The sequence below is a fragment of the Amycolatopsis sp. NPDC051372 genome (assembly GCF_040682095.1).
Classification (GTDB): domain Bacteria; phylum Actinomycetota; class Actinomycetes; order Mycobacteriales; family Pseudonocardiaceae; genus Amycolatopsis.
Genome location: NZ_JBFBAF010000028.1, coordinates 34,533 through 57,785, shown reverse-complemented (window position 1 = coordinate 57,785; position 23,253 = coordinate 34,533). Strand labels below are relative to the sequence as shown.

The 23,253-nt window shown below is 70.5% G+C and carries 26 protein-coding genes and 1 pseudogene; 11 read left to right on the top strand and 16 right to left on the bottom strand.

Annotated features, from left to right (window positions below):
* Positions 1–197: 197 nt before the first annotated feature.
* Positions 198–1,295: a DNA alkylation repair protein gene (locus tag AB0M56_RS35260; protein ID WP_364184432.1), complete on the bottom strand. Its 1,098-nt coding sequence runs from the start codon at positions 1,293–1,295 to the stop codon at positions 198–200.
* A 36-nt stretch (positions 1,296–1,331) separates the two neighbouring features.
* On the opposite strand from AB0M56_RS35260, the gene AB0M56_RS35255 reads away from it, so the two are divergent.
* Complete coding sequence (locus AB0M56_RS35255) at positions 1,332–2,024, top strand: TetR/AcrR family transcriptional regulator (protein ID WP_364184430.1); 693 nt, start codon at positions 1,332–1,334, stop codon at positions 2,022–2,024.
* An 87-nt stretch (positions 2,025–2,111) separates the two neighbouring features.
* Here AB0M56_RS35255 and AB0M56_RS35250 read toward each other — a convergent pair.
* A pseudogene (locus tag AB0M56_RS35250) lies at positions 2,112–2,445 on the bottom strand (DUF664 domain-containing protein); the annotation flags it as partial.
* A gap of 202 nt (positions 2,446–2,647) precedes the next feature.
* Here AB0M56_RS35250 and AB0M56_RS35245 point away from each other — a divergent pair.
* Positions 2,648–3,487, top strand: a complete 840-nt coding sequence (locus tag AB0M56_RS35245; protein ID WP_364184427.1) for an LLM class F420-dependent oxidoreductase — start codon at positions 2,648–2,650, stop codon at positions 3,485–3,487.
* On the opposite strand, the gene AB0M56_RS35240 is transcribed toward AB0M56_RS35245, so the two are convergent.
* Positions 3,457–4,347, bottom strand: a complete 891-nt coding sequence (locus AB0M56_RS35240; RefSeq protein ID WP_364184425.1) for a hypothetical protein — start codon at positions 4,345–4,347, stop codon at positions 3,457–3,459. The genes AB0M56_RS35245 and AB0M56_RS35240 overlap by 31 nt on opposite strands.
* Positions 4,348–4,457: 110 nt before the next feature.
* Here AB0M56_RS35240 and AB0M56_RS35235 point away from each other — a divergent pair, with 110 nt between their 5' ends.
* The gene (locus tag AB0M56_RS35235) at positions 4,458–5,267 is read left to right on the top strand and encodes a helix-turn-helix transcriptional regulator (RefSeq protein WP_364184423.1); all 810 of its coding nucleotides are present in this window, start codon (positions 4,458–4,460) and stop codon (positions 5,265–5,267) included.
* 91 nt (positions 5,268–5,358) lie between these two features.
* Positions 5,359–6,885, top strand: coding sequence for an AMP-binding protein (locus tag AB0M56_RS35230; RefSeq protein ID WP_364184420.1), 1,527 nt, complete (start codon positions 5,359–5,361; stop codon positions 6,883–6,885).
* Here AB0M56_RS35230 and AB0M56_RS35225 read toward each other — a convergent pair.
* From AB0M56_RS35225 to AB0M56_RS35205, 5 genes are all read right to left on the bottom strand, one after another.
* Complete coding sequence (locus AB0M56_RS35225) at positions 6,882–7,433, bottom strand: dihydrofolate reductase family protein (protein WP_364184417.1); 552 nt, start codon at positions 7,431–7,433, stop codon at positions 6,882–6,884. The genes AB0M56_RS35230 and AB0M56_RS35225 overlap by 4 nt on opposite strands.
* A gap of 70 nt (positions 7,434–7,503) precedes the next feature.
* Entirely contained in the window at positions 7,504–8,541 is a 1,038-nt protein-coding gene (locus tag AB0M56_RS35220) for an LLM class flavin-dependent oxidoreductase (RefSeq protein ID WP_364184414.1), read from the bottom strand.
* Entirely contained in the window at positions 8,541–9,053 is a 513-nt protein-coding gene (locus tag AB0M56_RS35215) for an SRPBCC family protein (RefSeq protein ID WP_364184411.1), read from the bottom strand. The genes AB0M56_RS35220 and AB0M56_RS35215 overlap by 1 nt, the downstream gene beginning before the upstream one ends.
* Before the next feature lie 88 nt (positions 9,054–9,141).
* Positions 9,142–9,654, bottom strand: coding sequence for a helix-turn-helix domain-containing protein (locus AB0M56_RS35210; protein ID WP_364184408.1), 513 nt, complete (start codon positions 9,652–9,654; stop codon positions 9,142–9,144).
* Between the two features lie 52 nt (positions 9,655–9,706).
* Positions 9,707–10,102 carry a cupin domain-containing protein gene (locus tag AB0M56_RS35205; protein WP_354872258.1) on the bottom strand — a complete coding sequence of 132 codons (396 nt, stop codon included), beginning with the start codon at positions 10,100–10,102 and terminating at the stop codon, positions 9,707–9,709.
* A 52-nt stretch (positions 10,103–10,154) separates the two neighbouring features.
* On the opposite strand from AB0M56_RS35205, the gene AB0M56_RS35200 reads away from it, so the two are divergent.
* Positions 10,155–11,120 carry a helix-turn-helix domain-containing protein gene (locus AB0M56_RS35200; protein ID WP_364184405.1) on the top strand — a complete coding sequence of 322 codons (966 nt, stop codon included), beginning with the start codon at positions 10,155–10,157 and terminating at the stop codon, positions 11,118–11,120.
* Here AB0M56_RS35200 and AB0M56_RS35195 read toward each other — a convergent pair whose 3' ends face one another.
* Positions 11,121–11,705, bottom strand: a complete 585-nt coding sequence (locus tag AB0M56_RS35195; protein WP_364184403.1) for a TetR/AcrR family transcriptional regulator — start codon at positions 11,703–11,705, stop codon at positions 11,121–11,123.
* A 68-nt stretch (positions 11,706–11,773) separates the two neighbouring features.
* On the opposite strand from AB0M56_RS35195, the gene AB0M56_RS35190 reads away from it, so the two are divergent.
* Positions 11,774–12,280, top strand: a complete 507-nt coding sequence (locus AB0M56_RS35190; protein ID WP_364184400.1) for a GNAT family N-acetyltransferase — start codon at positions 11,774–11,776, stop codon at positions 12,278–12,280.
* A gap of 145 nt (positions 12,281–12,425) precedes the next feature.
* Entirely contained in the window at positions 12,426–13,691 is a 1,266-nt protein-coding gene (locus tag AB0M56_RS35185) for a lytic murein transglycosylase (RefSeq protein WP_364184397.1), read from the top strand.
* A 37-nt stretch (positions 13,692–13,728) separates the two neighbouring features.
* Here the strand turns inward: AB0M56_RS35185 and AB0M56_RS35180 are convergent, their stop codons facing one another.
* Positions 13,729–14,127 carry a helix-turn-helix domain-containing protein gene (locus tag AB0M56_RS35180; RefSeq protein WP_364184394.1) on the bottom strand — a complete coding sequence of 133 codons (399 nt, stop codon included), beginning with the start codon at positions 14,125–14,127 and terminating at the stop codon, positions 13,729–13,731.
* A 114-nt stretch (positions 14,128–14,241) separates the two neighbouring features.
* Here AB0M56_RS35180 and AB0M56_RS35175 point away from each other — a divergent pair, with 114 nt between their 5' ends.
* Both AB0M56_RS35175 and AB0M56_RS35170 read left to right on the top strand, forming a co-directional pair.
* Positions 14,242–15,093 (top strand): SDR family oxidoreductase, encoded by an 852-nt coding sequence (locus AB0M56_RS35175; RefSeq protein ID WP_364184391.1) that lies wholly within the window; start codon positions 14,242–14,244, stop codon positions 15,091–15,093.
* A 206-nt stretch (positions 15,094–15,299) separates the two neighbouring features.
* A complete protein-coding gene (locus AB0M56_RS35170) occupies positions 15,300–16,208 on the top strand; it encodes an SDR family NAD(P)-dependent oxidoreductase (protein ID WP_364184388.1) in 909 nt (302 codons plus the stop codon).
* Here the strand turns inward: AB0M56_RS35170 and AB0M56_RS35165 are convergent, their stop codons facing one another.
* Positions 16,209–16,796 (bottom strand): TetR/AcrR family transcriptional regulator, encoded by a 588-nt coding sequence (locus tag AB0M56_RS35165; protein ID WP_364184385.1) that lies wholly within the window; start codon positions 16,794–16,796, stop codon positions 16,209–16,211.
* A gap of 50 nt (positions 16,797–16,846) precedes the next feature.
* Here AB0M56_RS35165 and AB0M56_RS35160 point away from each other — a divergent pair, with 50 nt between their 5' ends.
* Positions 16,847–18,199, top strand: coding sequence for a carboxypeptidase regulatory-like domain-containing protein (locus AB0M56_RS35160; protein ID WP_364184383.1), 1,353 nt, complete (start codon positions 16,847–16,849; stop codon positions 18,197–18,199).
* A gap of 4 nt (positions 18,200–18,203) precedes the next feature.
* Positions 18,204–19,016 carry a class I SAM-dependent methyltransferase gene (locus tag AB0M56_RS35155; RefSeq protein ID WP_364184380.1) on the top strand — a complete coding sequence of 271 codons (813 nt, stop codon included), beginning with the start codon at positions 18,204–18,206 and terminating at the stop codon, positions 19,014–19,016.
* Positions 19,017–19,044: 28 nt separating this feature from the next.
* Here the strand turns inward: AB0M56_RS35155 and AB0M56_RS35150 are convergent, their stop codons facing one another.
* Genes AB0M56_RS35150 through AB0M56_RS35130 form a run of 5 tightly spaced genes read right to left on the bottom strand, consistent with a single transcriptional unit; the run spans position 19,045 to position 23,253 of the window.
* Positions 19,045–19,788 (bottom strand): SDR family oxidoreductase, encoded by a 744-nt coding sequence (locus AB0M56_RS35150; RefSeq protein WP_364184377.1) that lies wholly within the window; start codon positions 19,786–19,788, stop codon positions 19,045–19,047.
* Positions 19,785–21,290 carry a long-chain fatty acid--CoA ligase gene (locus AB0M56_RS35145; protein WP_364184374.1) on the bottom strand — a complete coding sequence of 502 codons (1,506 nt, stop codon included), beginning with the start codon at positions 21,288–21,290 and terminating at the stop codon, positions 19,785–19,787. Before AB0M56_RS35145 ends, AB0M56_RS35150 begins: the two co-directional genes overlap by 4 nt.
* A complete protein-coding gene (locus tag AB0M56_RS35140; RefSeq protein WP_364184371.1) occupies positions 21,290–22,078 on the bottom strand; it encodes an SDR family NAD(P)-dependent oxidoreductase in 789 nt (262 codons plus the stop codon). Before AB0M56_RS35140 ends, AB0M56_RS35145 begins: the two co-directional genes overlap by 1 nt.
* Positions 22,079–22,102: 24 nt before the next feature.
* Entirely contained in the window at positions 22,103–22,861 is a 759-nt protein-coding gene (locus AB0M56_RS35135; RefSeq protein ID WP_364184368.1) for an SDR family NAD(P)-dependent oxidoreductase, read from the bottom strand.
* The gene (locus AB0M56_RS35130; RefSeq protein WP_220243675.1) at positions 22,858–23,253 is read right to left on the bottom strand and encodes a carboxymuconolactone decarboxylase family protein; all 396 of its coding nucleotides are present in this window, start codon (positions 23,251–23,253) and stop codon (positions 22,858–22,860) included. Before AB0M56_RS35130 ends, AB0M56_RS35135 begins: the two co-directional genes overlap by 4 nt.

Below are 23,253 nucleotides of genomic sequence, written 5' to 3'. Positions count from 1 at the left end.
GAACCGCCTTGAAGCCGGTCCTGCCGCGAGGCTTCGGCGCGGCGTCCCGGCGGTTCGGCGGGCGCCGCGGCCACCTGAAGTCGATCGTCGCCAAGCCACTCGCGGCGACCGGATCTCGGCTCCGTGTCGCCGCGGCCCAAGCCGCTCTCGAGTACCTGCTTCACTGACTCAGTCCACAGTGGAGCGAAAGTGCGGACTCACGCCAGCAGCTCGAAATCCGCCTTCCCCAACGAAGTTCCGTTCACCTGGATCTCCAGCGCGTGCGCGCCCGGGTGGTAGACGCGGGTGGTGATGACGCGGAACGAGTGGGTGCGGTCCAGGAGCAGCTCGGCGCCCGGGTCGAGGACGCGGGTGGTGAGCTTGAAGACCTTCGGCGTGGTGGTGCCGTTGGCTTTGCGGTGGTGTACGACGTAGTCGACGACCAGGTTCATCGACGAGTCGCCGGTGTTGCGCAGCGTTCCGGTGAAGCCCAGGTCGGCGCCGATGGACACCGAAGGCGCCGAGAGCACGAGACCGTCGAAGGCGATGCCGGACGGTGGCGCGAAGCCGAGGAGCGCCAGCGCACCCGGGTCGCCTTGTTTGATCAGGGTGCGCAGGCCGTGCCGGACGAGTTGCGCGGTCTGTTTGTCACCGGAAGCACCCACCCAGCGGCCGGCCGCGGCCACCGCCGCCTCGGGACGCGCGCGGCTCAGATCGTTGAGGTGGTTGGCGACCGAACGCCGCACGTACGCCGAAGAGTCGCGGTGCAGCGCGTCGAGGATCGGCGCCGTGACGCCCGGCCGGGCGGTGATCGCCCCCACCCGGCGCGCCCACGGCAGCAGCGGCCGCGTGCCCTCCGAGGCCAGGCGGCGGACGTGCTCCGACGGGTCGGAAGTCCAGGTCAGCACTTTCGGCAACGCCCGCTCGAGGTCCGCGTCGAGCAGCGGCCGGATGGCGAACTCCGCCGTCAGCCGCGGGGTCAACAAAGCCAGCAGATCCAACGCGGCGTCGAACGCGACCGGCCCGCCGTCCGCCAGAGCCCGCGCCGAAGCCGCCTCCGAGACGGGCCAGATCATCCAGCCGGAGAACGACTCGTCGGCCAGCGCCCGCTCCACGACGTCCGACAGCTCGCGGTAGCCGCCCGGCAGGTCGGCCAGCAGTGCGTCGCGCACCGCGTCCGTGCGTTGCCGCAACCCGAGCCCACCCAGGCGGACCCGGCCCAGCTCCCCGAACGCGACGCCGGGCGCGGCTGCCTTCATCGACGCGAGCAGGCCCCTGACGACCGCGTCGTTGAGCATATCGTCGGCCAGCGGCATCCGCTTCTCCCCTCCGTCAAGCGCTACATTCGTTACATGCCCATCCAGAACACCAGCGCCAAGGACCGGCTGCTCCTGGCAGCGGCCCAGCTCCTCGACGCGGCGGCCGGCGGACCGGTGTCGACCCGCGCGATCTGCGAGCGGGCCGGCGTGCAGGCGCCGACGCTGTACCACCACTTCGGCAGCAAGCAGGGACTGCTCGACGCGGTGGTCAACTTCGGCTTCACCCAGTATGTGGAGAGCACCGACAAAAACCGCGCGGACGCCGATCCGGTCGAGCAGATCCGCGAAGGCTGGGACCGCCACGTGGACTACGGCCTGACCCACCCCGCCTTCTACGTGCTGCTCTACGGCCAGATCCAGCCCGGCGTCCCCTGCACCCTCACCTCCAGCGCCGAGGCGATGCTGCTGGAGCTGCTCACACGCGCCGCCCGCCAGGGTCGCCTGCGCGTGACCCCCGCCGAGGCCGCGCGGCAGATCGCGGCCGCCAACTCCGGCGTCACGCTCAGCCTCATCGCCCAGCCCGAAGACGGGCGCGACCTGGCGATGTCCCACCAGGTCCGCGATGCGCTGCTCGCCAGGCTGATCACCGACGAGGCCGCCGAAGCGCCGTCGAGCGTCGGCGCGCTGGCAGTCGCCCTCGCGACGGCACTGGACGGGAAGACCGAGCAGCTCACCCCCGTCGAGCAGACCATGCTGCGCGAGTGGCTGGACCGCCTGGCTTCGTGAGGCGGCCCAGGTCACCTGCGCGACCGCATTTCGCCCGAGTCATGTCCAGCGGCGCCACGGCGACGACGTCCGGCGGCAGAGTCCCGGTCAGGCCGTGGCCGGATCGGCGGCTTTGGCCGCCCGCTCGATTTCCGTCCGCCGGCTCTCCCAGAAGGCTGCATCCTGCCCCCGCCGGGCCATGCCTGCCGCATCCATCTCGACTTCGCCGTCCAACTGTTCGCGCAGGATGTCGGCGTGCCCGGCGTGCCGGCTGGTCTCCGTGAGCATGTGGACCAGGACGTTGAACAGCATCACGTCGGGACGTGGCCACCAGGGCACGTAGCCGGGCGAGCCGATGGCGAGCGCGGCGATTGTCGCGTCGGAGTGTTCCCGACAGGTGCTTGATCAGACCGAGCAGGTCGGTTCCGGTCGAGGTCAGGGGAGCATGCACCAACAGCCCCGCACCACGGCTCGCAACGACCTCTGCTGCCTGAACGTCCGCAAGGCTCAGGCCGGGTGGGGACATCGCGGCCAGGTCTACTGACCGCGGGCCACGCTGACGCCAACTCGACTGACCGCGGGTTAAACCCGGGCGATATATTTGCTACAGTCCTCTACATAAAAAATGTAGAGGAGGATCCGGCATGCCCGCAGCACTCGGCCGGTACGGCGCGTGGATGAGCCCCGCCACCGACGACGAGACTCGCAAGAAAGTGGCCGTGGAAGCCGAGAAACTGGGCTACGCCACGGTGTGGTTCGGCATCGGCGCGAGCTCCGTCGAGGATCTGGCCTACTTCGAGGAAGTCCTCGACGCCACCGACCGGATCACCGTCGCCACCGCGATCGTCAACATGTGGACCAACGACGCCGGTCGTATCGCCGCCGCCTACCACCGCCTCGCCGAGCGCCACGGTGAGCGGTTCGTTCTCGGCGTCGGCGTCGGGCACCCGGAGTCGATCACGACGTACCAGAGTCCGTACCAGAAGATGGTCGCCTACCTGGACCAGCTCGACGCCGAAGGCGTGCCCGCCGAAGCCCGCGTGCTCGCGGCGCTGGGGGACCGTTCGCTCGAGCTCGCCGCCACGCGTACGCGCGGCGCGCACCCGTACCTCGTCGTGCCGAAGCACACCGAGCACGCGCGGGCGGTCCTCGGCCCGGGCGCGCTGCTGGCGCCGGAGCACAAGGTCGTGGTGGACGACGATCCCGTGGCCGCCCGCGCGATCGGCCGTCCGTTCGTGCACAAGCCCTACCTCGGCCTGCGCAACTACATGAACAACCTGCGCCGCCTCGGCTACACCGATGCCGACGTCTCCGGTGAGGGCAGCGACCGCCTCGTCGACGACCTCGTCCTCCACGGCACGCCCGCCGCGATCCACACGCGGCTGGCCGAACACCTGAACGCCGGTGCCGACCACGTCGGGGTCCACGTGCTGGGGCCCGACCCGTTGACGGGCTACCGCCGGCTCGCCGAAGTGCTCTTGTGAGCGAACTGCTGCACGGCCTCATCGGCCTTGTCGAACGCCGCCCGCGCCGCCGAGAGGTCCTCGGCCGCGCGGGCGGCTCGCGCTTCCGCGTCCGCCAGGCGTTCGCGCAGCTCGGCCAGGCGGGTGTCGGCCAGTTCGGCGATGCGTTCGGTACGGACCAGATTTCGTGAGGCTTCGGCTCGTTCGCGCGTGGCGGCGGAAGCCTTGCGCTGCCACTCTTCGCGAGCGACGCGTTCCCGTTCGCGGTCCGCATGGTCCTTTTCGGACTTCTCGCGCGCGGCTTTCTCGTCGGCCTGTTTGCGACGGGTGTTTTCCTTGGCCGGTGCGGTTTTCTTCTCCGGCGCGGGCTTCTTCTCCGGCGCGGGCTTCTTCTTCCGCGGACCCGACGCGGCGGGCAACGACAGCCACTGGTCCACATCCTGGTGCGCCACCGACGTCAGCCGCCCGGCCAGCACGAGCCGCGCGACGTCCGGGTCCGCCACGACCGTCTCCAGCGTCTCCTCCACCTCGCGCGCGACGGAGTCGCTCAGGTCCGGCGCGTCGCGCAAGACCTCGCGCACCAGCTCGGCCCGCCGCTGCGCGAGCTCCCGCAACTGCTCGCCGGCGAGGCTCGCGTGCGCGGCACGCAGGCGGTCGCCCAGCTCGGCCAGCTCCTCGAGCGCCGAGGAACCGTCGCGAGCCAGCCGGTTGACGAAGAAGGCCGCGGTCGTCGGCTTGCGCAGCGCCTGGATGCGGCGCGCGAGCTCGGCGTCGCCCGCTTGTTTGGCCGCACGGGCCGCTGCTGTGCGCGACGCGACGAAGTCCGCGGGCTCGCCCGCGTAGAGGTCGTCGGCGACGGTGTCGAAATCCGGTGCTGCCACCGCACCACGGAACCACACCGGTAGTCCGAACGCGACGTATCACGTACGGTGGACGCCTCGGCAAAGCCGAAAGCCGCAGGTCAAGCGAGACAGGTCCAGGGACGGTGCCCATGACGCCATCGGGCAGGCTCGCGCTGACGGCCAGCCCCCTGGTCGCCGGCGCGCTGCAGGCGCTCCAGCGCGTGACCGGGCTGCCGGTCGCGATGGGCGGGCCCGTGTCGGCGGGGTCGCGGACGCTCGTGATCGACCAGCTGCGCGGCACGGCCACGGGCTCGCTGCAGCACCTGCGCGTCGACACCGGCGCCGGGCTGGGCGGCAAGGCCGTGGCGCTCGGGCGGCCGTCGACGGTCATCGACTACCTCAACGCGCAGGGCATCACCCACAAGTACGACCGCGCCGTCGCGCCGGAGCAGCTGCGGGCGATGGTCGCGCTGCCGGTGCGCGTGGGCGCGTCGACGCGTGCGGTGCTGTACGCGGCAACGCGCGATTCGATCACCTTCGGCGACCGGATCCTACGCGCGGCGAGCGCGGTCGTCGCACGGTTGGAGCGCGACATCGAGGTGGAGGAAGAAGTCCGGCGGCGCGTCAGGACACCGCCGCCGGGTGAGCACCACGACCTGCACGCCGAGCTCCTCGCGATCGCCGGTTCGATGCACGACGACGAGGCCCGCGCGCGGCTGCTCGAAGTGTGCGAACGCCTGCGTCCGCCCGAGGCCCCGCCGGGCATCACGCTGTCGCCGCGCGAGCTCGACGTGCTGCGGCTCGTGCGCGAGGGCTGCACCAACGACGAGATCTCCGAGCGGCTCGGGCTGCTGCCCAACACGGTCAAGTCGTACCTCAAGCACGCCATGCGCAAGCTCGACGTCAGCAACCGGATCCAGGCGGTGAACCGGGCGCACGCGGCCGGCCTGTTCGGCTGAGCACCCCCTTTGTGGGGTGGCCGGGTGGTCACCGCGCGGGCATCATCGCCGCACGGGCAGCGCTGCCCGTTCGACGCGAAGGGATCGGCACGTGTTCTACGACCTCGCTGTCCGCGATTTCCTCGACCGCGCGGAAACGGTGTACCCGGACCGGATCGCGGTGGTGGACGAACCCGACCAGCCCGCGGCCTCGTGGGGCGCGATCACCTACCGCGAGCTGGCCCGGCGGGCCCGCGCGCAGGCCGCGAACCTCGACACGCTGGGCGTGCCCGTCGGCGGCCGCGTCGCGATCGTTTCGCACAACTCGGCGCGGCTGCTCACGTCGTTCTTCGGGGTTTCGGGCTGGGGCCGCATCCTGGTGCCGGTGAACTTCCGGCTCGCGCCGGCGGAGGTGCGCTACATCGTGGAGCACTCGGGCGCCGAGGTCGTGATGGTCGACCCGGAGCTGAAGCCGCTGCTGGACTCTGTCACCGCGAAGCACGTGTTCGTGCTCGGCGAGCACGACGAGCAGATCTTCGGCGGTGACGGCGAACCGCGGCCGTGGAAGCCCGATGAATCGGCCACCGCCACGCTCAACTACACCTCGGGCACCACCGCGCGGCCCAAGGGCGTGCAGCTGACGCACCGCAATCTCTGGCTCAACGCCACCACGTTCGCCTTGCACACCACGCTCAACGACAACGACGTGCTGCTGCACACCCTGCCGATGTTCCACTGCAACGGCTGGGGCATGCCCTATGGCGTCACCGGTCTCGGCGCGCGCCACATCGTGCTGCGCAAGGTCGACGGCACGGAGATCCTGCGCCGCGTGGAGGAACACGGCGTCACGATCATGTGTGCCGCCCCCGCCGTGGTCACCGCGGCCCTCGACGGCGCCGCCAAGTGGGACGGCGAGATCCCCGGCCGCGACCGCGTGCGAATTGTCGTGGCGGGCGCGCCGCCGCCGACCCGCACCATCGAACGCGTGCGCGCCGAGCTGGGCTGGGAGTTCATCCAGATCTACGGCCTCACCGAGACGTCGCCGCTGCTCACGGTCAACCGCTTCCGCTCGGAGTGGGAAGACCTCGACGCGCACGAGCAGGCGAAGCTCCTGGGCCGCGCGGGCGCGCCGGCGCTGGGCGTGCGCGTGTCGATCGACACCGACGGCGAGGTGCTCGTCCAGTCGAACATGAACCTCGACGGCTACTGGGAGAACCCGGACGAAACCGCCCGCGTGCAGGGGGGCAACTGGTTCCACACCGGCGACGGCGGCCGCTTCGAGGACGGTTACCTCTCCATCGCCGACCGCAAGAAGGACGTGATCATCACCGGCGGCGAGAACGTGTCGTCCATCGAGGTGGAAGACGCCCTGAACTCCCACCCGGCCGTGCGCGAGGCCGCCGTGATCGGCATCCCCGACACGAAGTGGGGCGAGCTCGTCACGGCCCTGGTCGTCACCGACGGCACCCCCGTGACGGCGGAGGACCTGATCACGCACTGCCGCCGGCACCTGGCCGGCTACAAGTGCCCGAAACGCGTGGACTTCCTCGACGAACTCCCCCGCACGGCGACCGGCAAGATCCAGAAGTTCAAGCTGCGCAAGCCGTTCTGGGAAGGCCAGGACCGGCAGGTGAACTAGCCACGCGGCTCGGCCGGCCGGTAGACGAGCTGCACCACCCCGTTGCCGAACACCTTCGACCGTTCCAGCGCGAAGTCCAGATGCGGACCGTCGTCCGGGAACAGGCGGCGGCCCGCGCCGACGACGACGGGGTGTTGCAGGAGGACCAGCTCGTCGACGAGGCGGCGGGCGAGCAGCCAGCGCACGAGCGTCGCGCTGCCGCTGGTGAGGATGGTGCCGCCGGGGGCGGCCTTGAGGTCGCGGATCGCGGGTTCGAGGTCGCGCGGCAGGAGGGTGCTGTGCTGCCGGCCGACGGCGGTGAGCGTGGTGGAGGCGACGTACTTGCGGACGTTGTTCATGAACTCCGCGCCGGGGTCGTCCGCGCGGCCGGGCCAGGCTTCGGCGAAGCCCTCGTACGTCACGCGGCCCAGCAGCATCGCGTCGGCGTCGGACAGGCCGGCGCCGACGATGCGTTCGAGCTCGGGCGTCCAGTGCGAAAGCGACCAGCGGTCCGGCGCTTCGACGACGCCGTCCAGCGACACGAACAACGTGGACACGATCTTGCGCATCGGAGGGCTCCTCGTTCGGGGTGCCCCACTATCCCGGAGACGACCGGGATCGCGCAGACAAACCGAACGATCAACCCACTTGCCGCACCAGGTCGAGCGCGCGGCCGAGCGTCGACAGCCGCGCGTCGAGCGAGTCGCCCGCCGGGTAGAGGCGGACCGTGTCGACGCCGGCGTCGCGCCAGACGCGCAGCCGTGTGCGGACCATGTCCTCGGTGCCGATGAGCGTGGTGCCCAGGACCATCTCGTCCGTCACCAGCGAAGCGGCGCCGTCGCGGTCGCCGGACTGCCAGCGGTCGCGGACCTCCGCGGCGACCTCGGCCCAGCCCTGGCGGCTGTAGGCGTCGTTGTAGAAGTTGGTGCTCGCGGAACCCATGCCACCCAGGGAAAACGCGAGCTCCTTCTTCCGAGAGCCAACCATGTCGCGCAGCTCGTCGTCATTCGCGGCGAACGCGACTTCCGCGCCCTGGCACACGTCGAGGTCGCCCCGCGCGCGGCCGGACTTCGCGAGGCCCGCGTCGAGGTGGCTGAAGTACGCCGAAGCGCCTTCGGGTACGAAGCTGGTGCCGAGCCAGCCGTCGGCGACCTCGCCGGTGAGTTCCAGCATCTTCGGCGACAGCGTGGCCAAATAGATGGGGATGTCCTCGTTGGGTTTCGACGACAGCCGCATCGGCCGCGCCTCACCTGGCAGCGGGATCTCGAAAGCCTTGCCGGAGAAGGAGATCTTCTTCCCCGCGAACGCGCTGCGCACGATCTCCACCGTCTCGCGCATTCGCGTGAGCGGCTTCGCGAACGCCACGCCGTGCAGGCCCTCCATCACCTGCGGCCCACTCGGTCCGAGGCCCAGGGAAAACCGGCCGCCGGACATGTCGGCGAGCGTCAGCGCCGCCTGCGCCACCGCGACCGGCGTGCGCACACCGACCTGCATGATCCCGGAGCCGAGCTGTAGCCGCGAAGTGCGCCCGGCCAGGAACCCGAGCACCGACGGCGCGTCGGAACCCCACGCCTCGGCGACCCAGCACACGTCGAGACCGAGTTTTTCGGCCTCCAGCACGAAATCCAGTGTGTCCGTCCAGCCGCCGGAGGCTTCGACCGTGGTCGCGGTGCGCATCAGCGCGCCGCCTCGACCCGGTCCTTGATCGCCGCGACGGTGGCGATCATCGCGGTCTCGAACTCGCGCATGCGCACGAAAACGATCTTCTGCTCCTTGTCCGGCATGCGGTCGATGGCGAAGGACAGACCCGATCGTGCCGGCCCGATCTGCATCCACTGGGTGAGCTTCGTGCCGCCGTTCTCGGGCTCGAGCGTGAATCGCCAGGTCGCCGTGGGCGTGTCCGCGTCCGCCACCGCCCACGCGAACACGCGCGGCTCCTCGCACTCGACGATGAACGACGTCGTCGACCACTCGCCGAGCGCGTCGTGCTTGCTGTAGCCCACGAAGGAGCCGCCGAGCTTCGGGCCGGTCGCGCCGTCGCACCACTCGACACGCTGGAGCTCAGCGCTCATCTCGGGCATGCGCTGCACGTCGGACACGAACGGCCACACCGTCTCGGGAGCGCCGTCGATCCAGGTGGCCGCCTCGGCCGTGGGCTTGTCCGCGTACCGCGCGCCGGTCCACTCCATCGTGGTGCGCCTCCTCAGCATCGACCGTCAAGGTGCCTCTGACCACGATAGTTTCGTAGTGAGACCCTCGTGTCAACGCGAGGTCGGCTCAGTGCGCGGCTTCCTGCTTGGCGAACCGCGCCTCGACATCGGGCCGGTGCGCGATCTTCTCGGGGAAGCCGGGGCCGCGGCGCATCCGCGTGTCCTCGGCCGTGAGCGGCTCGCCGCACTGCGCGCAGACGACTTCGGCGTGCGTGTCGTGGCCGCACGTCTCGTGGTGCGTCGTGATCGGCGGGCCGGCCTCGCCAGCGAGCCAGCGGTCCCCCCACGCCGTCATCGCGATGAGGACCCCGAAGAAGTCCTTGCCCTTGTCGGTGAGCACGTAGTCGTAGCGCACCGGCTCGGTCTGGTACGCCACCTTCTCCAGCAGACCCTCGTCGACCAGCCGGCGCAGCCGGTCGGCGAGGGTGTTGCGCGCGATGCCGAGCGCCTGCTGGAACTCGTCGAAGCGCGTGACGCCGTAGAACGCGTCGCGCAGCACGAGCGGCGTCCACCAGTCCCCGAGCAGGTCCATGGTCCGCGCGATGGAGCACGGCCACTGCGCGAAGGAAGTCCGTTTCATGGACGGGAGACTACGCCGTCTCAGTCTGAAACTCAGCTGTTGGAAGCTGTGATCAGGCGATTTCCACGCGGTGGCCGACGGTCACGTCCACGTGATCGGGCACCTCGTCGTGCTCGTCGCCGACCGAGAGCGTACCCGCGGGCTCCACGAGCAGCACGGCCGCGCCTTCCTTCGAAGACGGCTTGTGGAACGTCCCGCGCGGCACCACGAACACCGAGCCGCGCCCCACCGTGACCACGCGCTCGCCGGCGGGCTCACGCAGGCCGATCTGGATCTCGCCGTCGAGGACCAGGAAGAACTCGTCGGTGTTCTCGTGGACGTGCCACACGTGCTCGCCGGAGAAGCGGGCGAGGCGGACGTCGTAGTCGTTGATGTTCGCGACGATGCGCGGGCTCCACACGGCGTCGAAGCCGTCGAGCACGGTCTGCAGATCGATGGGCTGGTTCATGCGATCGATCGTGGTCCTGTCGCCGGGCGACCGGGAGTGCTAGGAATAGCACATGTCGCAAGGATCCTCGCACCGCGTGGTGATGGTCGTGGACGACGGCTCGAACCCGTTCGAGATGGGCGTCGCGACGGAGCTGTTCGGCCTGCGCCGCCCGGAGCTCGGACGGGAGTGGTACGAGTTCACGCTGGCCTCGGCGCGCGAGCGCGTGGGCATGCACCTGGGGATGTTCACGCTCTCCGGCATCGCGAGGCTCGACGCGGTCGACGAGGCGGACACGGTGATCGTGCCGAACCGGCCGGATCCGCAGGTGCCGGCGGAGGCCTCGGTGCTGTCCGCGATCCGGCGGGCCCACACGCGCGGCGCGCGGCTGATGAGCTTCTGCACGGGCGCGTTCACGCTGGCCGAGGCGGGCGTGCTGGACGGGCTGCGCGCGACGACGCACTGGCGGTGGGCGGCCGAGTTCACCGAGCGCTACCCCGACGTGCGGCTGGAGCCCGACGTCCTGTTCGTCGACGAGGGCACGGTGCTCACGGCGGCGGGCAGCGCTGCGGCAATGGACCTGGGTCTGTACGTGATCCAGCGCGACCACGGCGCGGAGATCGCCAACGCCGTGAGCCGCCGCCTGGTCTTCCCCGGTCACCGCGACGGTGGTCAGCAGCAGTTCGTGGAACGGCCGGTGCCCGTGGTGCCGGACGCGTCACTGGCACCGGTGCTGGAGTGGGCGCGCGGCAATCTCGACCGGGCGTTGACCATCGCGGACCTGGCCGGGCGGGCGGCGACCAGCCAGGCGACGCTTCACCGGCGGTTCCGCGGCGAGCTGGGCACGACGCCGCTGGCCTGGCTGACGACGGAGCGCGTCAGCCTCGCGTGCCGGCTGCTGGAACGCGGCGAGCTGCGGCTGGACCGCGTCGCCACCGAATGCGGGTTCGGGACGGCCGCCAACCTGCGGGCACAGCTGCGGCGGCACACGGGGCTGAGCCCGTCGGAGTACCGGCGGCGGTTCGGACCGGCGGCCTGATCAGCTCTCGAGCTCGCGCAGGGCAGCGGCGATCGCGTCGCGGTGGACGGCCGGCGGGTAGGTGGCGGGGTCGGCCGCGGTCAGGGCGTTGAGGCCTTCGACCAGGGCGATCAGGCGTTTCGCGGTCCGTTCGCGGCGCGGGTGGGCCCAGCGGGGGTGGCAGGCGCCGACGAGCCGCGTCACGCGGATGACGAACGAGCGGTTGTGCGCGCGGTGGCGGTCGGCCAGCTCGGGGTCCGCGAGGGCGGCGGCGAGGAAGCCGACCCAGACCCGGGCCTCGTCGGCGGCTTCCTCGGTGAGGGTGGCGGCGTGGCAGAGGACGTCGCGCAGCACGGCCGCGGGTGGGCCGCCGGCCGCTTCGGTGGCGTCGGCGCGTTCGGCGGTGCGCTGGTGCAGCAGGTCGCGGGCGTGCAGCAACAGAGCGCGCTTGGTCGGGAACGCGTGCATGACCAGGCCCGTGGTGCAGCCCGCGCGCTCGGCGACCGCGCGCACGGTGAGGCCGGGCAGCCCGTCCGCGGCCAGCACCCGCCACACTGCACCGGAGAGCAGCTCGCGCTGAGCGCCGACGTCACGCTGTCTTGGCATGCGGGCCTCCTTTCCGTAACATCGGTTACGGTAACACTTGTTCCGAAACCACGTGTGAAAATCTGGGGGTGCCGGTGGTCGAGATCCTGCGTTCCGAGTGGGACGCGCCGGAGGCGGTCGCGCTGCGGGCTGCGCAACGGGCCGAATTGGACGCTCGGTACGCGACCGGCGACCACGAAGCCGGCCCGGCGCCAACCGCCGAAAGTATGGCCGTTTTTGTCATCGCGTGGTCCGGCGGCACCGCGGTCGGCTGCGGTGGCCTGCGGTTCCTCGGGCCGGGCGAGGCGGAGATCAAACGCATGTACGTGGTGCCGGCCTCGCGCGGGACCGGCGTTTCGACGGCGTTGTTGCGGGTGCTTGAAGGGGAGGCCGCGTCGCACGGCATCACGCGGCTACTTCTGGAAACCGGTGTCCGCCAGCCGGACGCGATCCGCTTCTACCAGCGGGAAGGCTACGAATCGATCCCGGCGTTCGGCGCGTACAGCAGTGATCCACTGGCCCGATGCTTCGCGCGATTACTCCATTCGGCGCAGTCGTCAAAAAACCGATCCGCGCCTCCTGTTAAACCCCGGTGAAAATGTCTGATCGGCCAACTACGGATTTAGCGTGGATGGACGAGACCTCGCCGTCTCGACAGATTTGGCGCAGGCCCTCACAAAAGGCGGCCGTCTTCGGCTAGCTTGACCCAAGAGGGTTCGAAAGGCGAAACGGGGAGCGACGATGGCGAAACACCGCCCACGCCGGAGGTCTGTCCGCAGCAAGACGGCAGCCGCCCTCGCGGGTGGTGCGCTCGTGGTGCTGCCGACGTTGGCCGCGTCGGGTCTGCCCATTCCGCTCGCCGCCGCCCCGGCTCTCAGGGCCGCGGGCACCTCGCAGCCGCCGATGGCCGCGCCGTGGCTTCCGCCGAACATCGAGCTCCCGCCGGTCGCCGTGGACGGCAGCCTGCCGCAGCCGCCGACCCCGTTGCCCCTGACCGTGCCGGGCTTCCACGTGAGCACGGGTTCGGCCACGCCGTCCGGTCCACTGGGGATTCCGGGCAGCATGCTGAAGGCGTACCAGAACGCGGCCGACATCATGTCCCGCGAGCAGCCCGGCTGCCACCTCGACTGGCAGCTCATCGCGGCCATCGGGCGCATCGAGTCCAACCACGCGCGCGGCGGTTACGTCGACGCGCAGGGCAACACGCTCGAGCCGATCCTCGGGCCGGTGCTCGACGGTTCCGGCCCGTTCGCCGCCATCGGCGACACCGACGGCGGCAAGTACGACGGCAACGCGGTGTGGGACCGCGCCGTGGGCGCCACGCAGTTCATCCCGTCGACCTGGGCGGGCTACGCCTCCGACGGCAACGGCGACGGCGTGTCCAACCCGAACAACATCTACGACGAAACCCTCGCCACGGCGCGCTACCTGTGCTCCGGCGGCTTGGACCTCTCCAGCGACGCGATGCAGCGCGTGGCCGTGCGGCGCTACAACAACTCGCAGTCCTATGTGGACACGGTCATGGCCTACGCGGCGGCCTACCGCGGCGGCGTGTCGCAGCTGCCCGACAGCCAGGTCCCCATCGGCGCGCCACCGGGCCCGGGCGCCATCGCGGCCGCCGCCGGCAGTCCCCTCGGCAACCCGGCCCCGCCGCCGCCCCCGCTCGTCACACCGCCGGGCAGCCCCACGCAGCTCCCACCGTCGACCACAACGAGCTCGCCCACCACGACTCCGACGACCCCCAGCACCACCCCGTCGGACTCCGGCGACACTCCGCCGCCGTCCGACGGCTCGACCCCGCCGCCTTCGGACGGATCGACTCCGCCGCCCGCTGACAGCTCCACCCCACCGGCCGGCTCGACCCCTCCGTCCAGCTCGACGACGCCGACCACCACCACGTCGTCGTCCAGTTCGGACTCGCCGTCGTCCGGCTCGGACTCGTCCTCCTCCACCAGCTCGGACACCACCCCGCCCCCGGAGACGACGAGCACCACGCCGACCAGCTGATTCCCGTGGCGTGAGTGGTGAAACCGGGCTTCGCCGCTCACGCGTCCGGCTGCGTCACCGAAGCCCGGGCCTCGTCGTAGGCGTCGCGGGCTTCGGTGACAGCGGGGAGCCGGCGTTCGACCCAGCGGACCAGACCGCGGACCTGCTCGGCGGCCTCGCGGCCCATCGGGGTGAGCGAGTAGTCGACGCGGGGCGGGATGACGGGCTTGGCGTCGCGGTCGAGGAAGCCGTCGCGTTCGAGGGTTTGCAGCGTCTGCGCCAGCATTTTTTCACTCACGCCGCCGATTTCGCGGCGGAGCTCGCTGAAGCGGTACGAGCGTTCGAGCAGGGCGGCGAGCACGAGGATGCCCCAGCGGCTCGTCACGTGCTCCAGCACGATGCGCGACGGACAGGTCGCGCGGTTGACGTTGGGCGCCTCGGGCAGTGCTTCGGTCATGTCACCCTCCTCATTACTCGAACACCAGTACCTTACTCTGAAGTGGGTACTTCCCGAGAGAGAGTAACAGTCCTACGGTGAGTGGTGGAAGATCCACCGACCCGAAGGAAAAACATGAGCATCGTCATCACCGGAGCCACCGGGCTGCTGGGCCGGCAGGTCGTCGCCGACCTCCTCGCGGCCGGCGTGCCCGCGGGTGAAATCACGGCCGTGGCGCGCAGTGCGGAGAAGGCGGCCGACCTGGGTGTGCGCGTGCACATCGGCGACTACGACCGGCCGGAGACGCTGGCCGGGGCCTTCGCCGCCGGGGACCGCGTGCTGCTGGTGTCCGGCACGGAGCTGGGCAAGCGCGTCGGCCAGCACACCGCCGTCATCGACGCCGCGAAGGCCGCCGACGTCGCGCAGCTCGCGTACACAGGCGTCTTCGGCAGCCCGGACGCCGACTTCACCCTCGCCGACGACCACCGCGAGACCGAGCAGCGCATCCTCGACGCAGGGCTGCCGTACACATTCCTGCGCAACAACTGGTACTCCGAGATGGCCGTCGCCGACGTCCCCGGCTCGCTCGCCCGCGGAGCCGTCGTGAACAGCGTCCGCGCCGACGCCCGCATCGCCACCGCCCCGCGTGAGGACTACGCCACGGCCGCGGCCACGGTCCTGCGCACGGACGGCCACCTCGGCGTCGCCTACGAGCTCGGCGGCGACACCGCGTGGACGTTCGGCGAGTTCGCCGCGGAGCTCGCGCGCCTCGGCGGCCGCCCGGTGGTCCATACCACTATCCCCGGCGCGGAGTACGAAGCGATCCTCACCGGCGCCGGTGTGCCGGCGTTCATGGCGACGGTCCTGGTCGACGTCGACGACGCCATCTCCCGCGGCCGCCTCGCCGGCACCCCGGGCGAGCTGGCGAAGCTCCTCGGGCGCCCGCCGGCACCGATCACCGAGACGATCGCGAAGCTCCTCGGCTGAAGCCGCGCCGAGTACCATTCGGCGCGGCGGCGATCCCGGCGCCGCACAGACGGGCGATCGGATGCCTGGCACCCGGGAGTTCCCGGCATCCGCGCCCGTACCAAGCCCGGCCACGCACCTCATGAGCCCGGCCGAGAGCCCTCTCGAACCCGATCAACCGGGGCGCCCGGGCTAAGCTGCACGCGGTCCGAGCCCGAGGAGCGAACGTGTCCTGGAACCCCCAAGCGCTGCCCGATCTGTCCGGTCGGACCTACGCCGTGACGGGCGGGAACGCGGGGATCGGCTACTTCATCTCCGAACAGCTCGCCGGCGCCGGCGCGCACGTCGTGATCCTCGGGCGCACCCCGGCCCGGCTGGCGACCGCGGCCGACGCGATCAAGAACCACCACGGACAGGCCGAAATCAGCACGATCCGCCTGGATCTGGCCGACCTCGAGTCCGTCGCGGAAGCCGCCGATTCACTCAATCGGCTCGGGCGCGTGGACGGGCTGGTCGAGAACGCCGGCTCCACCTCCCCCGGCCGCCGACGCCGGACCACGCGTCAGGGCTTCGAACTCGCCGTCGGCACCAACCACCTCGGCCACTTCGCCCTCACCGCGCTCGCGATGCCGGTGCTCACCGCGTCCGACGCCCGCGTCGTGCCCATGGGCAGCCTGATCACCCGGCTGCAGCCGTTCGACCTCGACGACCTGCAGACCGAACGCAAGTACTCCGAGTTCCGCGCCTACGCCCAGTCCAAGCACGCCGTGCAGTCCTTCGGCTTCGAACTCGACCGGCGGCTGCGCGCGGCCGGCTCGAAGGTCACCTGCGTGGTGGCCCACCCCGGCTTCAGCCTCGGCAGCGCCAGCCCGCGCCGCGACGGCATCACCGACCCGAAGCCGCTGATGCGCCTGTTCGCGCCCCTCACGCAGGGCAAGGACCGCGGCGCCTGGCCCGCCGTCCGCGCCGCCGTCGACCCGGAAGCCACCGGGGGCCAGTTCTACGGCCCCGCCCGCGGCGGCGTCGGCCGCCCCGTGCCGAAGACGGCCGTCAAGGTCGACCTGGACCCCGAACGCGCGGGCAAGCTGTGGACCCTGTCGGAAAAGCTGACGGGTACGACGTTCGACGTCCGCTGATCAACCCGGCGGCTCAAGGCCCGAGTCGAGGGCGTCCATCGCCCGGTTCAGCAACGTCACCAGGCCCGGATCACTCCCCGGGTACCAGCTCTTGAACGCCGCCCGGTTGGCGGCGAACGCGACCTCCACCGTGAGCCGCACGTAGAGGTCGTCCACCGAGAGGCCCGTGCGCGAAGCGATCGCCTCGAGCGCGGCTTCCTCCACGAGCTTGTTGACGTGCGCGAGCCGGCCCCACAACTCGGGGTATTCGCGCAGCATCAGGGCCCGCTCGCCGAAGGTGGGGTCGGCGGAGGCCTCCGTGAAGCGCTCCGTGAAGACCGCGCGCAGGGTCGCGAGTGGACGTTCCGAGGCGGGCCGCGCGGCGACGCCCGACCGGACGCCGTCGGGGGTGAGCGCCAGGGAGAAAACCGCGGCTTCCTTGCTGTCGAAGTAGTTGAAGAACGTACGCGCCGAGACGCCGGCCTTGTCGCAGATCTGGTCGACGGTCACCTCGTGCGGCCCGCGCGATCGGTACAGCGCGACGGCCGCCGCGCGGATCGCCTGTCGCGTTGCTTCCTTCTTGCGCTCGCGAAGTCCCGCCCCTGTCATCTTTCTTACACTACTGCACTTTTGCAGTACTGCAATATAACGTGACCACCATGGCGGAAGAACTGGCCAACCCCTCGACCACTCGCACCCTCGCCGAGAACCTTTGGTTCCCCGTTGTCCTTTTTCTCGGCTTTGCCGTGGTCTACCTGGCCGCCTTCCACCGGCCGCAGCCGCACGAGGTGCCGGTGGCGGTCGCCGACCCGGTGGCCGCGACGCGGGTCCAAAGCCGGCTGGACGAGGTCAGCCCCGGCGGGTTCCACGTCGTCGCCGTGCCCGACGGGCAAGCGGCCCGCGAAGCCGTGCTGGGCCGCACCACCAGCGGGGCCTTCACCCCGGACGCAAAGCACCCGGTGCTCTACGTCGCCAAAGCCAACGGCTTCACCCTCCATTCCCTGCTCACCCAGACCTTCACGCCCCTGGCCAACGGGAAGCTCGCCGTTGTCGACCTCGCCCCGACCGTCGCCGGCGACCCGCTCGGCAACGGGCTGTTCTACCTGCTGATCTCGTGGGGCCTGCCGAGCTATTTCGTCGTGATGATGCTGCTGCGCGCGGTCGGGCTCAGCCGCCGCGCGCGGATGCTCACGTTCGTCGGCTGGGCCGCGTTCCTGTCGGTGGCGGGCTTCCTCATCGCCCACGCCATGGACGTCATCCCCGGCAACCCGGCCGCGATCCCGCTCGCGTTCCTGTCGAGCCTCGTGGTTTCCCTGGTCTCCCAAGGCCTCGTGCCGATCTTCAAGCAGTTCTTCCCCGGCGTCGCGGTCACGCTGTTCGTCATCCTCAGCTCCGCGTCCAGCGGCGGCATCATCCCGCCGCAGATGCAGCCCGCGCTGTTCCGCGCCCTGCACCCGATCCTGCCGATGGGCAACCTCAACGACGCACTGCGCGGCATCTTCTACTTCCACGGCACCGGCGTCGCCGGACACGTCCTGGTGCTGTGCGCCTGGCTCGCGCTCGGCATCGCCCTCAACGTGGGTCACGCCCTGTGGCTGCGCCGAAAGCACACGCAAGACGAAACACCGCCCGTGGAAGATCCCGTGCTCGAGATGCCGCGCCCCACGGCACTCCCGACCCACGGCCACCGCTTCGGCGAGCTCGTGCCCATGCTGATCGGCACCGTCCGCTCCACCACCGGCGATCGCGTCGCCGACGCGATCCTCACCGTCACCGACGGAAAAGGCCGGCAGCTCGTGCGGACCACCACCGACGACGAGGGTGCCTTCGCCGTCGGTGGGTTGCCCGAGCAGTTCGTGCACCTCGTGGTGACCGCGCCCGGCCGGCAGCCCACCGCACGGCGGACGTTCTTCCGCGAAGGCGTGTTCCGGCGCGAAGACTTCGTGCTCGCACCGGAGCCGGCGCTGCCCCAGGGGGAAGCCGCCTTCGCGCGTTCAGGTCGGCAATACTGATGTGATGAACGATCCCCAGTTCCGGTCCGATCTCTACCGGGGAACCGCGAATTACTACGACCGATTCCGCGTGCCGTATCCGCAGGATCTCCTCGATGATCTCACCGACCGATCCGGGACGAGTGGCGAGGACAGCCTCCTGGACCTCGCGTGCGGCCCTGGCCTGATCAGCTTTGCCCTGCACGACCGATTCCGGGACGTCTGGGCCGTCGACCAGGAGCCCGGCATGATCGATGTCGCGCGGAACAAGGCCGCGGCAGCCGGTATCAATACCATCCGTTTCATGACCTCGTCCACCGAGGACTTGTCCGTGCCGGAGAACTCATTCGACCTGATTGCCATCGGTAACGCGTTTCACCGCATGCAGCGCGAGACCGTCGCCGCCCGCCTCATGCGGTGGCTTCGGCCGGGCCGGTGCGTGGCCTTGCTCTGGGGCGGAACGCCCTGGGACGGCCAAGCTCCTTGGCAACGAGCCATGTCGGAGACCATGGAGCGGTGGAGAGCCCGAGCGCAGGCCCATGACCGGATTCCGCCTCGCTATGACGAGAACCGGAAGCGAAGGCCGGACCTGGACATTCTGCGTGACGCCGGGTTCGAGCCGGCCGGCTCCCACCAGTTCCCCGCCACCTGGGAGTGGACACCCGACACGTTGATCGGATTCGCCTATTCCACGGCGGTTGTATCCCACGACGCGCTCGGCGACCTGGCCTCCGGCTTCGAAGAAGACCTCCGGCACGCAGTCCGCGCCTGTGAGCCTTCCGGGGTAATGCGCCAGAGCATCGAGTTCGCCTACGAACTGGCCCGCCGCCCGGCCTGACGTGAGGCGGTCCGGGCGGGCCCGCCGCTCACGCCGTCCAGCCACCGTCCACAGTGAGCGTCGAGCCGGTCGTGTACGAAGACGCGTCCGATGCCAGATACACCGCCGCACCACCGAGTTCCGGCGGCGAGGCCACCCGGTTCTGCGGGATGTTCGCCAGGATCCGCTCGCCCCACTTGCTCGTGACCAGGCCCTCGGACAGCTCGGTGTGGAAGTAGCCCGGCGCCAGCACGTTCACGCGCACGCCCTTCGGCGCCCACTCCACGGCGAGCACGCGCGACAACGCCTCAACACCACCCTTGCTCGCGGCGTAGGCGGCAATGCGGTCGAACCCGGTGCGCGCGTGCACCGACGACACCGTGATGATCGACCCCACCCCCTGCGTGAGCATCTGCCGCCCGGCCGCGCGGGCGCAGTAGTACGTGCCCGACAGGTTGACGTCGAGCACGTGCGCCCAGTCGTCGTCGCTGCCCTGCTCGCTGCGCCGGAACGTCGGGCTGATCCCGGCCGCGGTCACGCACACGTCCAACCGCCCGTGCGAAGCCACGATTCCCGATACCGCACTGTCCGCAAAGGACGGATCCGACACCGAACCCGCCAGCACCAGCGCACCACCGAGCTCCGCGGCCAACGACGTCAAGTCGTCCTCCGTCCGCGAGGTCACGGCCAGCGTCGCCCCGGCCGCGGCCAACGCCACCGCGATCGCCCGGCCCAGGCCCTTGCCCGCGCCCGTGACCCAGGCGACCTTGCCCGTCAGGTCGAACTCGTTCATCCGCGCAGGTTCCTCTTCAGCACCTTGCCCGAAGGCGTCCGCGGCAGCTCGTCGAGGAACACCAGATCCGCCGGCACCTTGAACTTCGCCAGCCGTTCGCGGCAGAACGCCACGAGCGCGTCACGGTCCCGCGTCGCGCCCGGGCGCAGCACGACGAACGCCTGCGGCACCTCGCCCCACCGCGGGTGGCCCATGCCGACCACCGCCGCCTCGACGACGTCGGGGTGCTCGTACAGCACGCGCTCCACCTCGGGCGTCGCGATGTTCTCGCCGCCGGACACGATCATGTCCTTCTTGCGGTCCTCGACGTAGAGGTACCCGTCCTCGTCGAGCCGCCCGACGTCGCCGGTGTGGAACCAGCCGTCGCGGAACGCCTTCGCCGTCGCGGCCTCGTCGCGCCAGTACCCGGTGCTCACCTTGGGCCCGCGCAACGCGATCTCGCCCAGCTCGCCGGCCGGCAGTGGCGCCCCGGACTCGTCGACGATCCGGACTTCCAGGTGTACCACCGGCCGCCCGACCGAACCCACCTTGGCCAGCATGTGCTCGGGGTCGTTGAAGGTGTCGCCCGACACGGTCTCGGTGAGCCCGTACGCGTCGGAGAACCACGCCTTCGGGAACGCGGCGAGGATCTTCTCCACCAGTGGCACCGGCATCTTCTCCCCACCGCCGATGATGAACCGGATCGACGACGTGTCGCGCTCCATGATGTCGGGCAGCTGCAGGATCGCGTTCATCATCGACGGCGCCAGCCAGATGTTGCTCGGCCGCTCGCGTTCGATCGTGTCCACGACCTCGGCCGCGTCGAACTTTCGCAGCACGATCAGCGAACCGCCCGCGTGCAACGTGCCGACGCCGGGCAGGTCGAACCCGCCGACGTGGTACAGCGGCCCGCAGACCAACGTCACGTCCTCGGCGGTGATGCCGAACTCGACGAGGTGGCCGAGGTTCTTCCACGCCAGGTTGCCGTGCGTGATCTGCACGCCCTTCGGCCGTGACGTCGTGCCTGACGTGTACATCAGCCGCTGCAGGTCGTCCGCGCCGACCGACGCCGGCGTCACCGAACGGCCGAGGTTCGAGCCCACCAGGTCTTGGTACGACGTCCAGCCCGAAGCACTTCCACTCAGCAACAGCCGCTGCTTCAGACCCGGCAACGGCAAAGTGTTGACCGACGACCGGAATTCCGGCTCCGTCAGCAGTGCGACCGCACCCGAGTGCTCGAGGATGTAGCGCCATTCCTCGGGCGAGAGCCGGTAGTTGAGCGGCAGGAACGCGGCCCCGATCCGGTTCACCGCGAAGACCGCCTCCAGGAACTCGAGGTGGTTGTACAGCAGCAGCCCGACGACGTCACCGCGGCCGATGCCCAGCTCCGTGAGCCCGGACGCCAGCGCGTCGACCCGGGTGAGCAGCTCGCGGTTGGTCAAGGACCGCGAACCCTGGCTGAGCACCACTTTGTCCGGGTAACGGCCGGTGTTGTGGTCGATAATCGTGGCGAAGTTCGACATCAGCGCTCCTGTGCGTGGAAGCTGTGCAGCTCGCCCCCGGCCGATCCCCAGTGGATGGTGCTGATCATGCCACCGTCGGCGACCAGGTCGGTGCCGGTGACGTAGTCCGCGCCCGGCCCGGCCAGGAACGCCACCACTCGCGCGATGTCGTCCGGCTCCCCGATGCGGCCCAGCGGCGTGTTGGCCACCGTCGCCGCGCGGATGTTCTCGTTGCCCAGTGTGTCGCGGTTCAGCCCGCTGCGGACGACGCCGGGACTCACGGAGTTGATGCGGATCCCGTCCACGGCCAGCTCCGCGGCCAGCTGCTTGGTCAACGCCAGCACCCCGCCCTTCGCCGCCGTATAGGAGGAAAAGCCGTACCCGGTGTGCCCGGCGATCGACGCGATCTGCACGATCGAACCGCCGCCACCCGCGGCCATCGCCGGAATCACCTGCTTGAGCAGGATGAAGTACCCGGTGAGGTTCACGTCGAGCACCCGCCGCCATTCGCCCACAGTGGACTCCAGCAGCTTCTTGCGGATGATGATCCCCGCCGCGTTCACCAGTACCTTCGGCGGACCGAACCGTTCGACGGCCTGGCTCACCGCGTCGGCCACAGCCTCTTCGTCGGTGACGTCGACCGCGAACGCCGCCGCGGCCACGGAAAGTTCCTTCGCGGTGCGCTCGGCCGCCGCGCCGTCGGAGTCGAGCAACACGAGAGGCCGGCCGTCCTCGGCCAGCCGCAGCGCGCAGGCGCGGCCGATCCCGGAGCCCGCCCCGGTCACGACCGCGCAACCTGATTTGTCCACAGTGGACCTCCTTCCGCAGGGCGCTCAGCCCATCGCGTAACCCCCGTTGACGTCGACCACCGCACCCGTCATGTAGCTCGCCGCGGGCGAGGCCAGGAAAGCCGCCACGCGCGCGATCTCCTCGGGCCGAGCCAAGCGGCCGAGCGGGTTGTAGTCGTCGGAATACCCCTTGCCCACGATCATGTCCGTGTCCACCACGCCCGGGGCCACGGCGTTGGCGACGATCCCGTTGCGGGCCTCGGTTTTCGCGAGCCACTTCACCACCGCGTGGACCGCGCCCTTGCTGGCCACGTAGTGCGGGCCGGCGAGCACGCCGCCGACCTTGCCCGCCACCGAGCCGATGCAGACGACCCGCGCGTCGTGACCGCGCAGGAACGGCAGCGCGCCGCCGATGCACCACAGCGTGCCCTTGACGTTGACGCCGAGCACCGCGTCCACTTCGGACTCCGACAGCTCGTCGAGCCGCATCGTCTCGCCGTAGACGGCCGCACACGTCACCAAGGCGTCGAGCCGCTTGCCGGGACCCGCCGCCTCGGCCATGGCCGAGGCGACGGCGGTGCGGTCGGTGACGTCGAGGACCAGGCCGGCGGCGGAACCGCCGGCCTCGGTGATCTCGGCGACGGTCGCGGCGGGATCCCGGGCATCGAGCACCGTGACGTGGGCCCCGGCGAGCGCGAGCTCGACTGCGATCCGGCTGCCGATCCCGCGCGCCGCACCGGTCACGACCACGCGCGCCCCGGCCAGGGATGCCGGACCGCGCGGGTCGAGAACTCCGTGGCTCACGCCGACTTCTGCTCGTGCGCCGCCAGTTCCTCCATCAGCACGGGGACCCCGAGGGTGCAGGTGTGGATCCCGAGTACGCTCGTGAGCTCCAGCACCTCCATGATCTCCTCCTTGGTGGCCCCGTAGCCGAGGGCGTTGCGGATGTGCTGGCGCAGCCCGGGCTCGTAGAGGTGCGTGGTGGAGGCGTCGATCGCGGTGTAGATCAGCTCCTTGACCTTCGGCTCCAACACCCCCTTGCGCCACGGCACGGCGGAGAAGTTCAAGTACGCCTCGAAGAAGTCCGGGTCGAGGCTCAGCAGTCCTTCCCAGAACGTGTTCCAGTACCCGCGTTCGGCGAGGAAGGTCTCCCTGAGCTTGTTCTGCCGGTCGACGTCCGTCCCGTTCTCGGACAA

What these genes read in the sequence shown, in the direction of transcription:
- AB0M56_RS35260 (WP_364184432.1), bottom strand. Translation starts at nt 1,295, where the DNA reads ATGCCGCTGGCCGACGATATGCTCAACGACGCGGTCGTCAGGGGCCTG.
- AB0M56_RS35255 (WP_364184430.1), top strand. Translation starts at nt 1,332, where the DNA reads ATGCCCATCCAGAACACCAGCGCCAAGGACCGGCTGCTCCTGGCAGCG.
- AB0M56_RS35245 (WP_364184427.1), top strand. Translation starts at nt 2,648, where the DNA reads ATGCCCGCAGCACTCGGCCGGTACGGCGCGTGGATGAGCCCCGCCACC.
- AB0M56_RS35235 (WP_364184423.1), top strand. Translation starts at nt 4,458, where the DNA reads ATGACGCCATCGGGCAGGCTCGCGCTGACGGCCAGCCCCCTGGTCGCC.
- AB0M56_RS35225 (WP_364184417.1), bottom strand. Translation starts at nt 7,433, where the DNA reads ATGCGCAAGATCGTGTCCACGTTGTTCGTGTCGCTGGACGGCGTCGTC.
- AB0M56_RS35220 (WP_364184414.1), bottom strand. Translation starts at nt 8,541, where the DNA reads ATGCGCACCGCGACCACGGTCGAAGCCTCCGGCGGCTGGACGGACACA.
- AB0M56_RS35215 (WP_364184411.1), bottom strand. Translation starts at nt 9,053, where the DNA reads ATGGAGTGGACCGGCGCGCGGTACGCGGACAAGCCCACGGCCGAGGCG.
- AB0M56_RS35210 (WP_364184408.1), bottom strand. Translation starts at nt 9,654, where the DNA reads ATGAAACGGACTTCCTTCGCGCAGTGGCCGTGCTCCATCGCGCGGACC.
- AB0M56_RS35205 (WP_354872258.1), bottom strand. Translation starts at nt 10,102, where the DNA reads ATGAACCAGCCCATCGATCTGCAGACCGTGCTCGACGGCTTCGACGCC.
- AB0M56_RS35200 (WP_364184405.1), top strand. Translation starts at nt 10,155, where the DNA reads ATGTCGCAAGGATCCTCGCACCGCGTGGTGATGGTCGTGGACGACGGC.
- AB0M56_RS35195 (WP_364184403.1), bottom strand. Translation starts at nt 11,705, where the DNA reads ATGCCAAGACAGCGTGACGTCGGCGCTCAGCGCGAGCTGCTCTCCGGT.
- AB0M56_RS35185 (WP_364184397.1), top strand. Translation starts at nt 12,426, where the DNA reads ATGGCGAAACACCGCCCACGCCGGAGGTCTGTCCGCAGCAAGACGGCA.
- AB0M56_RS35180 (WP_364184394.1), bottom strand. Translation starts at nt 14,127, where the DNA reads ATGACCGAAGCACTGCCCGAGGCGCCCAACGTCAACCGCGCGACCTGT.
- AB0M56_RS35175 (WP_364184391.1), top strand. Translation starts at nt 14,242, where the DNA reads ATGAGCATCGTCATCACCGGAGCCACCGGGCTGCTGGGCCGGCAGGTC.
- AB0M56_RS35165 (WP_364184385.1), bottom strand. Translation starts at nt 16,796, where the DNA reads ATGACAGGGGCGGGACTTCGCGAGCGCAAGAAGGAAGCAACGCGACAG.
- AB0M56_RS35160 (WP_364184383.1), top strand. Translation starts at nt 16,847, where the DNA reads ATGGCGGAAGAACTGGCCAACCCCTCGACCACTCGCACCCTCGCCGAG.
- AB0M56_RS35155 (WP_364184380.1), top strand. Translation starts at nt 18,204, where the DNA reads ATGAACGATCCCCAGTTCCGGTCCGATCTCTACCGGGGAACCGCGAAT.
- AB0M56_RS35150 (WP_364184377.1), bottom strand. Translation starts at nt 19,788, where the DNA reads ATGAACGAGTTCGACCTGACGGGCAAGGTCGCCTGGGTCACGGGCGCG.
- AB0M56_RS35145 (WP_364184374.1), bottom strand. Translation starts at nt 21,290, where the DNA reads ATGTCGAACTTCGCCACGATTATCGACCACAACACCGGCCGTTACCCG.